The sequence below is a fragment of the Bacteroidales bacterium genome (assembly GCA_035353855.1).
In the GTDB taxonomy this organism is placed as follows: Bacteria; Bacteroidota; Bacteroidia; order Bacteroidales; family CG2-30-32-10; genus DAOQAK01.
This window is the reverse complement of sequence record DAOQAK010000073.1, coordinates 1-14,895: the sequence shown is the minus strand read 5'-3', so window position 1 is coordinate 14,895 and position 14,895 is coordinate 1. Positions and strand designations below refer to the sequence as shown.

General features: G+C 31.8%; 13 protein-coding genes. 7 read left to right on the top strand and 6 right to left on the bottom strand.

Features of this window, described 5'->3' with window-relative positions:
• Positions 1–254 precede the first annotated feature (254 nt).
• Together folK and PKK00_14415 are read left to right on the top strand one after the other, a co-directional pair.
• Positions 255–764 carry a 2-amino-4-hydroxy-6-hydroxymethyldihydropteridine diphosphokinase gene (gene folK / locus PKK00_14420; GenBank protein HNW99598.1) on the top strand — a complete coding sequence of 170 codons (510 nt, stop codon included), beginning with the start codon at positions 255–257 and terminating at the stop codon, positions 762–764.
• A 1-nt stretch (position 765) separates the two neighbouring features.
• On the top strand, positions 766–1,401 hold the full coding sequence (locus PKK00_14415; GenBank protein ID HNW99597.1) for a deoxynucleoside kinase: 636 nt from the start codon (positions 766–768) through the stop codon (positions 1,399–1,401).
• A 75-nt stretch (positions 1,402–1,476) separates the two neighbouring features.
• On the opposite strand, the gene PKK00_14410 is transcribed toward PKK00_14415, so the two are convergent.
• Positions 1,477–3,246, bottom strand: a complete 1,770-nt coding sequence (locus PKK00_14410) for a hypothetical protein (GenBank protein HNW99596.1) — start codon at positions 3,244–3,246, stop codon at positions 1,477–1,479.
• 422 nt (positions 3,247–3,668) lie between these two features.
• Between PKK00_14410 and PKK00_14405 the strand changes: the two genes are divergently transcribed.
• Positions 3,669–5,042 (top strand): OmpA family protein, encoded by a 1,374-nt coding sequence (locus PKK00_14405; protein HNW99595.1) that lies wholly within the window; start codon positions 3,669–3,671, stop codon positions 5,040–5,042.
• Between the two features lie 54 nt (positions 5,043–5,096).
• On the opposite strand, the gene PKK00_14400 is transcribed toward PKK00_14405, so the two are convergent.
• Positions 5,097–5,633: an RNA methyltransferase gene (locus PKK00_14400; GenBank protein HNW99594.1), complete on the bottom strand. Its 537-nt coding sequence runs from the start codon at positions 5,631–5,633 to the stop codon at positions 5,097–5,099.
• A gap of 135 nt (positions 5,634–5,768) precedes the next feature.
• Here PKK00_14400 and mutS point away from each other — a divergent pair, with 135 nt between their 5' ends.
• Positions 5,769–8,357: a DNA mismatch repair protein MutS gene (gene mutS, locus PKK00_14395; GenBank protein HNW99593.1), complete on the top strand. Its 2,589-nt coding sequence runs from the start codon at positions 5,769–5,771 to the stop codon at positions 8,355–8,357.
• 150 nt (positions 8,358–8,507) lie between these two features.
• Here the strand turns inward: mutS and fabD are convergent, their stop codons facing one another.
• The 4 genes from fabD to PKK00_14375 form a co-directional block, all read right to left on the bottom strand.
• The gene (fabD, locus tag PKK00_14390) at positions 8,508–9,386 is read right to left on the bottom strand and encodes an ACP S-malonyltransferase (protein HNW99592.1); all 879 of its coding nucleotides are present in this window, start codon (positions 9,384–9,386) and stop codon (positions 8,508–8,510) included.
• A gap of 40 nt (positions 9,387–9,426) precedes the next feature.
• Positions 9,427–10,161: a Bax inhibitor-1/YccA family protein gene (locus PKK00_14385; protein HNW99591.1), complete on the bottom strand. Its 735-nt coding sequence runs from the start codon at positions 10,159–10,161 to the stop codon at positions 9,427–9,429.
• A 51-nt stretch (positions 10,162–10,212) separates the two neighbouring features.
• Positions 10,213–10,812: a GTP cyclohydrolase I FolE gene (gene folE, locus PKK00_14380; protein ID HNW99590.1), complete on the bottom strand. Its 600-nt coding sequence runs from the start codon at positions 10,810–10,812 to the stop codon at positions 10,213–10,215.
• A 93-nt stretch (positions 10,813–10,905) separates the two neighbouring features.
• Positions 10,906–11,328 carry a 6-carboxytetrahydropterin synthase gene (locus PKK00_14375; protein ID HNW99589.1) on the bottom strand — a complete coding sequence of 141 codons (423 nt, stop codon included), beginning with the start codon at positions 11,326–11,328 and terminating at the stop codon, positions 10,906–10,908.
• Between the two features lie 139 nt (positions 11,329–11,467).
• Here PKK00_14375 and PKK00_14370 point away from each other — a divergent pair, with 139 nt between their 5' ends.
• From PKK00_14370 to PKK00_14360, 3 genes are read left to right on the top strand one after another with little or no spacing between them, the layout of a single operon-like run.
• Positions 11,468–12,448 (top strand): D-cysteine desulfhydrase family protein, encoded by a 981-nt coding sequence (locus PKK00_14370; protein ID HNW99588.1) that lies wholly within the window; start codon positions 11,468–11,470, stop codon positions 12,446–12,448.
• Positions 12,449–12,491: 43 nt separating this feature from the next.
• A complete protein-coding gene (locus PKK00_14365) occupies positions 12,492–13,124 on the top strand; it encodes a hypothetical protein (GenBank protein ID HNW99587.1) in 633 nt (210 codons plus the stop codon).
• 16 nt (positions 13,125–13,140) lie between these two features.
• Complete coding sequence (locus PKK00_14360) at positions 13,141–14,892, top strand: hypothetical protein (protein HNW99586.1); 1,752 nt, start codon at positions 13,141–13,143, stop codon at positions 14,890–14,892.
• Positions 14,893–14,895 lie beyond the last annotated feature (3 nt).

Below are 14,895 nucleotides of genomic sequence, written 5' to 3'. Positions count from 1 at the left end.
CTATATTTACAACTTAATTTGTTTGGCTAAATTTTAGTCGGACAGCAATGAAAAAAAAAGTAAAAGCAACCAGCGGTATTAATATTTTTTTAAATTTTAGATTGCTATAAAAATTAAATAGATATATATAAACGTAAATACTTTTAAAGTAAAATTATAAATGAAAAATTAATAATATATTTTTTTAATAAATTTATCAAATAAATTATTTTTTGAATCAAATTATTGTAATTTTGAACCCATAGTTTGCAATAATGAATACAGCATATTTATTAATAGGTACGAATCTTGGAAACAAAGAGGATAATCTTAAAAAAGCATTAAAATATTTAAAAAAGCTTGGTAAGATTAAAAAACATTCCGCTATTTATGAAACAGAGCCATGGGGATTTGCTGATGAAAGAAATTTTTTTAATATGGCTGTATGCCTTGAAACTTTTTTATCCCCTTTCGAATTATTAAATGAAATCCTGAAAATTGAAATTATAATAGGTCGTAAAAGACAGGAAAAACAATGGATTGCCCGCGAAATAGATATTGATATTATTTTTTATAATGATATGGTAATTAATGATGAATGTCTTGTTGTTCCTCATCCGCAATTCCAAAACCGCAAATTTGTTCTTGTTCCTTTAAATGAAATCGCTTCACGGTTTATACATCCTTCTTTTAGGAAAAGTATTTCAACTTTATTAAAAGAATGTAATGATGACTGTGATGTTGAACTTCTAACTCCTTCTTTTGATAGTATAATTCCTAACTAAAATGCTTTATAATTACATTGCTATTGAAGGAAATATTGGATCAGGAAAGACTTCGTTGGCAACAAAAATATCGGAAGAATATAATGCCAAACTTATACTTGAACAATTTGAAGACAATCCTTTTCTTCCAAAGTTTTATAAAAAACCGGAACAATATGCATTTCCTCTTGAATTATCATTTCTTGCATCGCGGTTTCACCAATTAAAAGATGATCTTACCAAGCAGGATCTTTTTAAATCGTTTACCATATCTGATTATTTCATAAATAAAACCTTAATTTTTGCTCGTAAAACTTTACAGCAAGATGAATTTGCTCTTTTTTCTAAACTTTTTAATATTATCAATACTACTTTACCTAAACCCGATCTTTTAGTATATTTATATTTATCCGTTGATAATTTAAAACGTAATATATTATTTCGTGGTCGTTCATATGAACAAAACATTGAAAAAGATTATTTGGAAAAGATACAAAAAAGTTATCTTGATTTTATTAAAGCACAGCAAAACATACGTATACTTATTATTGATACTAATAAAATTGATTTTGTAAAGAATGATGAGGATTATCGTTTAATAAAAGAATCCATTTTAAATACCGAATATAAAATAGGAATATCTCGAATATCTCTTTAGACGAGAGGGTATATAAAAATGAAAAGGGCGTTTTACAGACGCCCTTTTCATTTTTAATAGTATATTGCTTAATTCTTATTTGATTGCATTCTGGAATTCAGCACTGGTATTATATTTTAAGAATTCCCTGTCGTCCTGTGCCTGTGCGCGATAAGAAGCATCGGCAGCAATTGCTTTTGGAAGATTTTCATAAATCGCAGCAGTATTACCTGAACGTGCTCCAACAACAGCCATTAGATAATAAACAGCTGCAGATTTTGTTTCAGTACACTGTAAAGTAGAAGCTGCTGAAGATGCATTTCCTGATAATAACTGAGCAAGAGCAATATTATGAGTACATGTTCTGCTACCGTATGAAGAAAGTGCAGTAGTATATTCGCCTTTTGAAATATAAACAGGTCCTAAATTGAAACCTTCATTAATACCAAGTCCCTGGGCAGTTTCGTAATATGATTTTGCTTTATCAAAATCTTTTTTCCATGCAGCAAGAACTCCAAGTCCATTAATAACCATACCGTTATTTGGTTCAAGTGTATTAGCTTTTTCAAGATAAGAAGCTGCTTCATCAACTTTTCCAAGTTTCATGCATACATAAGCTGCATTATTAAATCCTTTCCAGTCGTTGGAATAAATACGAGTTGAAGCTTCATATATTTTAAGTTGAGTAGCTAAATCCTGGGTTAATGTAGCAGCATATAAAAGTTCTTCTTTCTTTAATGAATCCGGTGAAGTTGTAGCTAACATAGCGATCTGTTCATCTGTTCTTTTAGGTTCAAAGTAGTTAATATTCATTGTAGATCTTCTTAATGTAGGCAGAATTAATTGTTCAATCTCAGGATAAATAACAACCATGTTGTTTATTTCTTTTTCCTTTTGTAAAGGATCTGATTTTGCATTCACTACGTTAAGAACAGTATTTTTTTCTTTAATATCTGAGTTTCCTAATGATTTAAGGAATCCGTCCCAGTCAGCTCCATTACCTTTTAATGATGCTACAGGTAATTCAGATTCTGCTTTCTTCTCGTCAAATTTTTGTTTATTAGCTTTTGCTTTGTCTTTCTTATAAGCTTTTATCTTGTCTTTTAAGAATTTTTCTGCTGTTTTAGAACGATCATCAGACAGTCCCTGGTTGTGAGTTTCTTCACCTTCGGGAGAAGCCCAGGCTGTAATTTCTACATTTTTAATTTTCCATTCTTTTTTAAGGAATTCAACAAATTCGCTGAGCTTTGTTTTATTTGCTTCGTCTTTGTTGAGAGCTAAGTTTAAATCAAGTTTTGAAATGTTTTTTGCGAAATAAATAACGGCATTTTTAGAAATAATAACCTCTTTCTGATATCCGTGTTCTGCAAGATATGTATCTTCTTCTTTCTGTATTCTTGTAGAAGTATAAATTACACCATCTGCAAGTTTTCTATCGCCAAATTCTTTACTTTTTTTATTGATTGTAACTTTTGCATTAACTGTAAGCTCTGATTTATTCATATCTGGGTTATAAGTTATAACATCAGAATACGAAAATGAACCTCCGGATTTTTTCTTTACTACAGTTCCGGTTCCGTTTTTAACTTTCTCACCTTGTATAGTAATTGATTTTAAAGGTGTGGTTCCGTTTGCATATTTTAATACAGGAGCAAATTCAACAACTGCTTTCTTGCCAAAATATTTTTCGGGAATGGTTCCTTTAACGGTAACAGAAATTTTACCACCATGTGTTTCAAGAACTTGTGGTGTAACCTCATACTTTACCGTTTCGTATTTTTTGACCATTTTTTTCAGGTCGCAACCAGTTAATAGTACTGCAACAACGCCTATTGCAGCAATTAATTTAAATCCGATACTTTTCATAATTGTCAGGTTAATTATTTTTTGGGTTAATTTTTTCGGAAGCAAATATATGAAAACAAATTTTTAATATCCTAATATATTTTTAGAAATATGTAACCTTTATTAAAAAAAAGTATATAAATGGACAAATAAGAAAAAAATACTAATTAAAATAAAAAATCAATAGTATTAAAATTAGTAGTTTAAAAATACAGGGCAAACGCATCTAAATTTTAGCTTCTACAACCATTGAAAACACTGAAATCATTTTTAAAAATTTAATCAAAAATTAAAAATATTTGAATTATGTATTTTTATAAACAGTTGAACTTCATAGTATTTGTATTAATTTAGATGCGTTTGCCCTGTTTAAAAATAATCATTATTTTTGCACTTACTTCAATCTTCATAAACACTAATATTATTAACTAAAATAAAAAATGATGAAAGCATTAAAATTAATCACACTCGTTTGTTTATTTTCATTTTTTCTGAATACCTTTACCATCGGGCAAACTGAGAAGGTTAAATATAATACATGGTCAGCCTCGGTTAGAGTTGGAGCAATGAATTTTTACGGCGACCTAAGGCAGTTCGATTTTTATCCTGTATCAGCTCAGCAAGCAAAAGACTGGTATAAAATTACAGATGATGTATCAGAAACGAACTTAGGTTTTGGTTTATCTGTGAGTAAACAACTTTCTCCTACTTTTGCAATACAAGGGATTCTTGATAAAGGAAAACTGGGTGGTGTTAAACATTCTGTTGAAGCCTATTTTAAAGGAGATGTATTAAATTATGGCTTTAATTTGGTTGTAAATTTCAGTAATCTTTTCTGGCCATCTTCAAAAAATAATAAGATTGGTTTTTATGGTTATGCAGGATTAGGATTTACTGATTTTAAAGCAAAACAGTATCATATTTCAGATAATAGTTCAATATATAGTTATGGTTATGGCGAAAATGGACAGGAAAATAAAATGGTTACCGAAACAACCGTTCCTTTGGGATTAGGGTTAAAATATAAATTGAATAATAAATTTGATATTGGTATAGAAACATCTTTAAAAAATGTAAATACCGATAAACTTGATGCCCGTGTAAGAGCTAATACTGCAAAAGATAAATATGGTTTTACATGCGTAACATTAACGTATAAGATTGGTAAAAATGAAAAATCTTTAGAATGGACCAACCCTAAAGAAATGGAAGCTGATGAAACGGCTCCGTTACTTGCTGCAATCAATAAAAAGATTGACTCACTTGGGCAGAAAATGAAAGATATTGATTCGAAGGTTAACAAAGTTGAAAAAGACCTGGCTAATTTTATGAATCCAAGTGCCGAAGCTGATGATGATAGCGATGGCGTTCCCAACAGCAAAGATCTTGAACCAAATACACCAAAAGGTAATTTAGTGAATTTCCAGGGAATAACAATTCCAAAAGCTACAACAACTTCTCCATCGGTTACTACTACTGCTGCTGCTGCTGAACTTCCATTATTTTCAATTTTCTTCGATGTGAACAGTTCAATAATTACCGGAACAAATGAAGAAAAAATTGTACTGGCAGCAAAAATGTTAAAAGATGATCCTTCATTAAAATTCGACCTTGTTGGACATGCTGATAAAACCGGTGGCACTGTTTTCAATGAATTACTAAGTAAACAAAGAGCCCAGGCTGTTTATAACATGCTTGTTAAATCATATGGAATTGATGCCAGCAGGTTAACAATAATTGCAAAAGGTGATACCGATCCTTTATCAACAGACATACTTAGTGTAAACAGAAGAGTTGATTTTGTAATAAAGAAATAATATTACCAACATGAAATAAAAAACCCGAAAATTTTCGGGTTTTTTTATTTCATGTTAAAAAGATTCTTTTAGTTTTTTGAATATTTCCCAAATTGCTATTCCCACACTAACAGCAATATTTAATGAATGTTTGGTCCCGTATTGCGGAATTTCAATACAACCATCAATTTGATCCATCACTGTTGTATCAACACCATTAATTTCATTTCCAAAAACCAGTGAAATCTTTTTATTTTTTCCTGGAATGAATTCATGAATGCTTATGCTTTCGTCAGCTTGTTCAACAGCATAAACAAGATAATTAAGTTTACGGGCTTCAATAATTGCATCAGAAGTTTTTTCAAAATACTTCCAGCTTACCGATTCAGTTGCTCCGAGTGCTGTTTTATGAATTTCCTTATTGGGTGGAGTTCCACTTATTCCGCACAAAAAAATGGCTTCTAAACGAAATGCATCAGCAGTTCTAAATACAGAACCAATATTATTAAGACTCCTGATATTATCAAGAATAACAATTATCGGGGTTTTTTCAGCATCTTTGTACTCATCAATGCTCATGCGGTTTAATTCGGATAATGAGAGTTTGCGCATAAAATATTTTCTGCAAAAATAACAGGGATTATCGAAAAAAATAAATTGGTGAAGGTTTAATTTTTAAATTTGTTTTCTCAAAAAAAACAAATTTTGGCGAAGAGTAGTGAAAATAATATAGTGGAAACACCACTAATGAAGCAATATTTAAGTATCAAAGCTCAATATCCTGATGCGATATTACTTTTCAGAGTGGGCGATTTTTACGAAACATTTGGCGAGGATGCCATAAAGACATCGGGTATACTTGGTATTGTTCTTACACGTAGGGCCAATGGTTCTGCTACTTTTATCGAACTCGCCGGATTTCCGCACCATGCGTTGGATACCTATTTGCCTAAACTGGTAAAGTCGGGTCATCGCGTTGCAATATGCGACCAGCTTGAAGATCCTAAGCTTACAAAAAAAATTGTCAAACGTGGAGTTACTGAATTGGTTACCCCCGGTGTTTCATTAAATGATAAAGTTCTTGATCACAAAACAAATAATTTCCTTGCCAGTATTCATTTTGACAACAAGATTTCAGGCATTTCGTTTCTTGATATTTCAACAGGTGAATTTTTTCTTGCGCAGGGAAATAATGAATACATTGATAAACTCATTCAAAGTTTTCGTCCGAATGAAGTCATTATTCAGAAGAATAAACAAAAACTTTTTATTGAAAAATTTGGTGATAAATTTTATATAAGCACCTTTGAAGATTGGGTATTTACAAAGGATTTCACATACAACCTTTTGCTTAAACATTTTGGAACAACATCATTAAAAGGTTTTGGTGTTGAAAATTTGGAATTTGGGATTATCGCTGCTGGTTCGTCATTGCATTATTTAACCGAAACGCAACACGATAAAATTTCTCACATTTCGAAAATACAAAGAATAGAAGAAGACCATTATGTGTGGCTCGACAGGTTTACTATACGCAACCTGGAATTGCTTAACACCAGTAATGAAAATGCAAAAACGTTAATTGATGTAATCGATACTACCTTGTCTCCAATGGGCTCGCGGTTGATGAAACGCTGGATGCTGCTGCCATTAAAAGATAAACAACAAATTGACGAACGATTAAATGTTGTTGAATATTTAATTAAGCATAAAGAGATTAAAGAAATATTCCAGGAAAATATAAAAATGGTTGGCGACCTTGAACGATTGATCTCAAAAGTTGCTGTTGGCAAGGTATCTCCACGAGAAGTAATGCAAATAAAAAAAGCATTCGAGGCAATTATACCTATAAAAGAGGCATGCAGTAAAGCCAAGGATGATTCATTAAAAAAAATTGCCGACCAGTTAAACCCCTGCCAGTTAATGGTAGAAAAAATAAGTAAGGAAATTGTTGATGAACCACCTGTATTATTAAATAAAGGAAACGTAATTAATAAAGGTGTTTCTGAAGAACTTGATGAATTAAGGGATTTAGCCTATTCCGGGAAAGATTATTTGTTGCAGATTCAACAACGCGAAATCGAAAGAACAGGAATTTCTTCGCTTAAAGTCGCGTATAATAATGTGTTCGGATATTACATTGAAGTTACAAATACACATAAAGATAAAGTTCCGGCAGAATGGCAGCGTAAGCAAACTCTTGTAAATGCTGAAAGATACATTACCGAAGAATTAAAAATTTATGAAGAAAAAATTCTTGGTGCAGAAGAAAAGATTTCGGAAATAGAAACAAAAATTTTTAATGAACTTGTAATATTTTTAATGGATTATATTCAGCCTATACAGTTGAATGCTTCATTAATTGCCCGTCTTGATTGTCTTTTGGCGTTTGCTTCAAATGCTTCCAAATACAAATATTACAAACCCGAAATAAATGAATCATTAATCATTGATATAAAAAAAGGAAGACATCCTGTAATTGAACAACAGCTTCCGATTGGCGAAGAATATATTTCGAACGATATTTTTTTAGATAATGAAGCACAACAAATCATAATTATTACCGGTCCCAATATGTCGGGGAAATCAGCTTTGCTTAGGCAAACCGCGTTGATCGTTCTTATGGCGCAAATGGGAAGTTTTGTACCTGCCGAAAAAACAAGTATTGGATTAGTTGATAAAATCTTTACCCGTGTAGGAGCTTCCGATAATATTTCTTCCGGTGAATCGACCTTTATGGTTGAGATGAATGAAACAGCAAGCATTCTGAATAATATTTCCGATCGCAGTTTAATTCTTCTCGATGAAATTGGACGCGGTACCAGTACTTATGATGGCATTTCCATAGCATGGGCGATTGCCCAGTATTTGCATGAACATCCGCTTTACCGCGCCAAAACGTTATTTGCAACACATTATCATGAATTAAATGAAATGGCAGTTTCATTACCACGTATCAGGAACTTTCATGTTTCTGTAAAAGAAATAAATAACAAAGTAATTTTTCTGCGAAAACTTTTAGCCGGTGGAAGTGAACATAGCTTTGGGATTCATGTTGCTAAAATGGCAGGTATGCCCACAAAAGTCATTGAAACAGCTAATGATATTTTAGTACAACTTGAGAAATCACACAGCAGTGAAGAGTTAACAAAAAAAGCTAAAGAAATTGCAAAACGAAATCAGCAACTACGGGATTTTCAGTTAAGTTTTATCCAGCTTGCTGATCCACTGCTTGAGCAAATAAAAGAAGATATTTTAAATACTAATATCGATACTCTTACTCCTGTCGAAGCTTTGATGAAATTGAATGAAATAAAAAAATTGATAGAGAAATAAAAAAGTCTTTGAATTGAATCAAAGACTTTTCATTATTATACCGACAGAAAAGAGGTTTGCAAAAATATTTTTTTTCTGTACGGTATAACTCGTTCTAAACAGTTTTGCTTTTACAAACCTGATAAGAACGAGTATAAAATAAACTTTTTTTTAAGCACTTACTGCTTCAATATCAGGTTTTACTTTTTTCACCAATCCTTGTAATACCGTGCCTGGACCAACTTCAGTAAAAGAAGTAGCGCCATCAGCAATCATGTTTTGCATGATTTGTGTCCAGCGAACCGGTGAAGTTAACTGTGAAATCAAATTCTTTTTAATAATATCGGGAGTTGTAACTCTTTGTGCATTTACATTCTGATAAATCGGGCAAACCGGTTCATTGAATTTTGTTGAATTGATTGCTTCAGCTAATTCAACTCTTGCGGATTCCATTAATGGTGAATGAAAAGCTCCGCCAACTTTCAATGGTAGCGCACGTTTAGCTCCGGCTGCTTTCAATTTTTCACAAGCTATCTCAACTCCTTTTATTGAACCGGAAATAACAAGCTGCCCTGGACTGTTATAATTAGCAGGAACTACAATTTCTTCAGTTATTGATTTGCAAATATCTTCAGCCTTGCTGTCGTCTAATCCAAGAATAGCAGCCATTGTAGAAGGATTGGCTTCGCAAGCTTTCTGCATTGCCATGGCACGTTTTGATACCAATACCAAGCCATCTTCGAACGATAATGCTTTAGCAGCAACCAATGCAGAGAATTCACCTAATGAATGACCTGCAACCATATCCGGCTTAAAATTTTCACCTAAAGTTTTTGCTAATATTACCGAATGTAAAAATATTGCAGGCTGCGTAACCTTAGTCTGACGCAAATCTTCATCAGTACCGTTAAACATAAGATCGGTAATACGGAAGCCTAAAATTTCATTTGCTTTTTCAAATAACTCTTTGGCCAGAGAAGATTTTTCATATAAATCTTTTCCCATTCCTACAAATTGCGCTCCCTGTCCGGGAAAAACGTAAGCTTTCATAATTGTGTGTTTATTTGGTTTTGGTTTTGGTTTACAATGCTTATTTTCTGTTTCCTAAAAATCTTAAAAGGAATAAGAAAAGATTTATAAAATCGAGGTAAAGTGTAAGTGCTCCCATTATAACAAGTTTACGGGTTGTTTCAGAACCTTCGTAAGCCTGTGCACCTATTCTTTTTAGTTTCTGAACATCCCATGCTGTTAAGCCCGTGAATATTAGAACTCCAAGTATACTAACAATGTAATCGAGTTGCTGGCTGTGCATAAAAAAGTTTACAATCATTGCTATTATAATTCCTATTAGAGCCATCGACAAAATAGCTCCCATCTTAGAAAGGTCTGTTTTAGTAGTGTATCCGGCAAAAGCCATAACAGCAAATGTTCCGGCAGTAACAGCGAAAGTTATAAATATTGAACCTGCAGTATAAGCCCAGAAAATAAAACTAAGACTTAAACCCATAAGAAATGCATAGGCAATGAAAAGTAATGTCAATGTACCGGCAGAAAATTTATTTGCACCAAACGACATTGCCATAACAATAGCAAAAGGTGAAAGCATAATAATCCAACCTAATGGCGACATTCCTGTTGCAGTGAACATAGAATTAAAAAATGCATCGCTTTTACTGAAAGTATAAGCAAAAAATGCAGTAATACCTAATGCGATAGCCATCCATGAAAATACATTTGCAATGAAAGTTTTAGGTACTGCAATAGCCCCTGTGTTAGGGTTTACATATGTATTTTCGTTATTTTGATTTTGATTGAAATTGAACATAGTTTTATAATTTAAAATTTGACGTGCAAAATTAGTAAAATTTTAATTCGCTTAATGAAGATTTGAACTTAATAAATGAATGAACTCCTGTCGCGTTTTTTCAGTACAGAAAGCGCCTGTAAAATCTGAAGTAGTAGCAACAGAATTTTGTTTTTGTATCCCTCTCATGCGCATGCATAAATGCTCCGCTTCAATAACTACCGCAACACCTAAAGGATTAAGTGTATTCTGAATACATTCTTTAATTTGTGTAGTAAGCCTTTCCTGTACCTGCAACCTACGGGCAAAAGCATCAACAATACGAGGTATTTTACTTAATCCTACAATATACCCGTTGGGAATATATGCCACATGAGCTTTACCTATAAATGGAAGCATATGATGTTCACACATCGAATAAATTTCAATGTCTTTAACAAGAACCATTTGTTTATAATCTTCTTTAAACATGGCCGAACGTAGAATTTCTTCCGGGTTCAGATCATAGCCGTAAGTAAGAAATTGTAATGATTTGGCTACTCTTTCGGGAGTTTTCAAAAGCCCTTCCCTATCAGGGTTTTCACCAATAAGTCCTAAAATTTCATAATAATGAGCAGATAATTTTTTTATCAGTTCAGGATTGTAAGCATCAATCTTTGCATAGCCATCCATCTCATTCTGCTTTCCCATTTCTTTATTTATATCAATCATAAAATTTATTTTATTCCAATAATATTTTCTACTTATAACTTATGACTTGTCAACTTATTTCTTTTCTTTCCCAAAATATTCTACAAAATTATTTTCTGTTTCAACCAATTTAATGCAATGCAATTCAGCGCCCATTGACTTTACAGGAACTTCAAGCTGTTCCCAAATTTTAATTGCAATATTTTCTGTTGATGCCAAAACATTTTTCATAAAATCGACTTCAATATTTATATTCTTGTGGTCGATTTTCTCAATGATTTCCGATTTTATTAATGCACTTAAATCTTTCAGGTTAATCAGCAATCCGGTTTGAGGATTGATATTTCCTTTTACTGTTACGAACAAAGTATAATTATTCCCGTGCCAGTTAGGATTGGAGCATTTCCCAAAGACTTCAAAATTTTTTTCATCGGAAAAATCTTCCCTGAAAAGTCTATGGGCTGCATTGAACGATTCTCTGCGAGTAATATAAATCATAATGTTTCCTGCGCTGCAAAGATAATGCAATTTGCTAAAACAATGACAAAGTGGCATTAATAAGGTTATTGGGTGAAATGATTATTTTTTGATTCTTATTATTTTTACCTTTGAAATCCATTATAACTTTTTAACGAAAATGATATTAAACAACAAAATCAATCTGGGATTTTTACCAACACCATTGCATAAAATGGTAAATCTATCAAAAAAATATTCTGATTTTAATATTTTTATAAAAAGAGACGATAATACTGGATTAGCCAGCGGAGGAAACAAAACCAGGAAACTCGAATATTTAATATACGAAGCCATAAATAATAACTGTAATACTATTATAACTGCAGGTGCACAGCAATCAAATCATTGTCGGCAAACTGTTGCAGCTTGTGCTGCTTCAGGCATAGAATGCCATTTAATGCTGGATGGAACAGACCCGGAAAAATACAATGGCAATTTGTTGCTATCGCATTTATTAGGAGCGCATTTTCACTTTAACGGAGGAAAAAGAAAAGGAGAAGATATTTCATTGTTAAAAACCGAACTGGAAGCAAATGGAAAAAGGTGCTATGTAATACCTTATGGTGGTTCAAATATTACCGGAGCGCTCGGTTATGTAAATGCTGTAAAGGAATTAAAACAACAACTTACTGAACTTAATTTGGAAATTGATTATATCTTTTTTGCTTCAAGCTCCGGTGGCACGCAGGCAGGATTAACATTGGGGAAAGATTTATTTGAATTAAATTCCGAATTAGTTCCAATCAATATAGATAAAGCCGAAACGAATGGATTAACTTTAGAAGAAGTGGTTTTAAACATTATAACCGACGGAAAAAAATTATTTAACTTCCGGAAAGATTACCAACTCAAAGACATCAAACTTATTAAGGGTTATGATGAAAACGGATACGGAGTTGTTACCAATGATGAAATATCTGCCATTAAAGAATTAGCAACAACTGAAGGCATCTTACTTGATCCTGTATATACTGCCAGAGCTTTTCATGGTATGTTGGATTTCATAAAGAATAAAAAGATACGCTCAAATTCAAATGTACTTTTCTGGCATACGGGCGGACTTCCTGCAAATTTTTATTATGCTGAAAAATTAAAATAACCTATTGCAAAAAGTTTTTATATATAATAGTTGTGATAGTTTTATGAAATCTTTATTAAAAAAAAATATTTTTATTATTCTTTTACTGTTACATGTATCACTTAATGCACAGCATACTTCATCATTAAAATTATTTCGAAAATTAAGCCGACCTGAAAAATGCTGGGCTATAAAACATCCGTTTGTAGCCATGAAAGCATGGAATATTTCACAATACATTTTAAAAGTAACCGACAGTGTTGCCAAAATAAAAACTTTAGACGGAGATAAAAATGGTGGTCAGGTTGATGCATTTCGTCATGCCTATTGGATGGCTACACTGGCGCAACAGATCGGCTGGCGCAAAGCACTGAAACTTGGTCGTGCACATGAAAAAGCAAATTATATCGATTACAAAAAGCATCGGCTTGAAGATGGCGCTCATCCTGATAAAGCCAATGGTGATATGGATTTATACAATAATAAAATTGGAATTAAAATCGGAAAAGAAAATAAAAATATTTCTGAAGTTGAATTGCAGGTTCTTGTTATCGATGCCATTATTGGAGGCCAAATGAAAATTATAAAAAAAGATTCCCTCGGAAATTTTCTTGATGAAAAAAATAATTTTATTCCTACTGACAGCTTGAATGGAATATGGGATAATGGGAAATGCCTGGTAAAATCAAATAAATAACTTCTATTTTTGGAATATGAAAAAAATAATTCATGTCCTGTTTATCCTATTTACAATAACTTGCAAATCGCAAACTATTGATATAATTGGTTCTATTGCCGACAGCACTACAAAATCAAAACTTCCATATGGAAATATAATATTAAAAAATAACGAAGATTCAATATTAACCAATATTTTATCCAATGATAAAGGGGAATTTATATTTAAAAATATTTCTTATCAGAAAGGAATGTATTTATTAACCAGATACATGGGCTATAATGATAAAAGATTTGATTTTGCTTTTAACAATGATTCCAAAATTAATATTGGCGTTATAAATATAATTCCAAATGCAACCCAAATAAAAGAAGCGACAATTGTAGGAAATATAAACGTTGTTGAACAAAAATTCGACAAAAAAATTTTTACTATGAATGAAGGCAAAATCGTAGCAGCAAGATCCGTTTTAGATTTATTAAGAACAATGCCGGGGGTAGTGGTTAGTGATGATGGAAATATTAGATACAAAGGCGCAACAGCTACAATTTATGTTGACGACCAGCCAGTAGAAAATTTATATCCTAAAATTGAAATGGTTCCGGTGGACAAAGTTGAAAAAATAGAATTGATCGATGCTGCAATGCAAACTGGAGGTAGTGGTAGAGGAGGAATTATAAATATTAAACTAAAATCGATAAAAAACGATGGACTAAGCGGATTAGTATCATCAAAACTTAATTCCATTAATTTGGAAAATATTGACAAATCAGAAGAATTTATAAATATTAATTATAAGCATAAAAAGCTAACAGTAATTAATAATTTTTCATACGGAAATAATATTGATAATTTGAATTCCATAACAAATCAAAATTTTAATGCGTTAGGAGTATCTGCTATAAAATATTTCGATTTAAATAGAAATGATAAATCTGATGATTTCAATGAATACATTGGGTTTGTATATAAGTCTTCCGATAATACGAGGATAAATTTAGGAGGAGGAATATATCAGAAAAAAACATCAGTAATTTCTACCCTAAATTCATTCACAGAAATTGAAGATAAGGAAACCTTAAATATGTTTAGCGAAAACGAATTTATAAATTACAATTTGAAATATAAAGGATTCCGCTGTTCTTATTGGCATAAATTTGACACAAATGATACGTACCTCAGAGTGTTTGGAGGTCTTCAATTCATTAATTACCCAAGTACTGTAAATCGAAATTATAATTACACCATATTAAATTCTTTGAATACTGACAGTATTTACAGAACAAATATGCAAGCAATGGAAAAAGAAGATCCAAGTGTTTTTTGCAGTTTCTTTTATAATAAATCTTTTTTTAAAGAATCTCATTGGAATTTATCATATTATTTTTGGTCTTTTCTTAATAACACTTATACTGTTCAATACTATATTCTTGATAAATTATTTTTACCACAAACATGGTCAAATAATTATTCACAACAAGGACATTACTTATCATGGAGAATTGGCACGAAAATAAAAAAATGGAAGATAGATGGAGGAATTAATCTCAGAGACTTTTTCGTTAAAGGCAACAAGTACTTTTATGATATCACAAACCATGATACTGCCATTAAAATAAATAATAATTATTTAAAGTTTTTACCGTCAGCAACTATTGCTCTTACAATAAATGAAGCGAAAGAAGTTAAACTAACCTTTTCAAAAACCAGTGATTCTCCATATTTTTGGGATTTAACGGGTCACATAAATTTTCTGGGGACTAAGCAAAAAGTTTATGAAGTCTAAAGA

Excerpts from the sequence above, each read along its gene's own strand:
- folK (HNW99598.1), top strand. The coding sequence starts at position 255 with ATGAATACAGCATATTTATTAATAGGTACGAATCTTGGAAACAAAGAG.
- PKK00_14415 (HNW99597.1), top strand. The coding sequence starts at position 766 with ATGCTTTATAATTACATTGCTATTGAAGGAAATATTGGATCAGGAAAG.
- PKK00_14410 (HNW99596.1), bottom strand. The coding sequence starts at position 3,246 with ATGAAAAGTATCGGATTTAAATTAATTGCTGCAATAGGCGTTGTTGCA.
- PKK00_14405 (HNW99595.1), top strand. The coding sequence starts at position 3,669 with ATGAAAGCATTAAAATTAATCACACTCGTTTGTTTATTTTCATTTTTT.
- PKK00_14400 (HNW99594.1), bottom strand. The coding sequence starts at position 5,633 with ATGCGCAAACTCTCATTATCCGAATTAAACCGCATGAGCATTGATGAG.
- mutS (HNW99593.1), top strand. The coding sequence starts at position 5,769 with ATGAAGCAATATTTAAGTATCAAAGCTCAATATCCTGATGCGATATTA.
- fabD (HNW99592.1), bottom strand. The coding sequence starts at position 9,386 with ATGAAAGCTTACGTTTTTCCCGGACAGGGAGCGCAATTTGTAGGAATG.
- PKK00_14385 (HNW99591.1), bottom strand. The coding sequence starts at position 10,161 with ATGTTCAATTTCAATCAAAATCAAAATAACGAAAATACATATGTAAAC.
- folE (HNW99590.1), bottom strand. The coding sequence starts at position 10,812 with ATGGATGGCTATGCAAAGATTGATGCTTACAATCCTGAACTGATAAAA.
- PKK00_14375 (HNW99589.1), bottom strand. The coding sequence starts at position 11,328 with ATGATTTATATTACTCGCAGAGAATCGTTCAATGCAGCCCATAGACTT.
- PKK00_14370 (HNW99588.1), top strand. The coding sequence starts at position 11,468 with ATGATATTAAACAACAAAATCAATCTGGGATTTTTACCAACACCATTG.
- PKK00_14365 (HNW99587.1), top strand. The coding sequence starts at position 12,492 with ATGAAATCTTTATTAAAAAAAAATATTTTTATTATTCTTTTACTGTTA.
- PKK00_14360 (HNW99586.1), top strand. The coding sequence starts at position 13,141 with ATGAAAAAAATAATTCATGTCCTGTTTATCCTATTTACAATAACTTGC.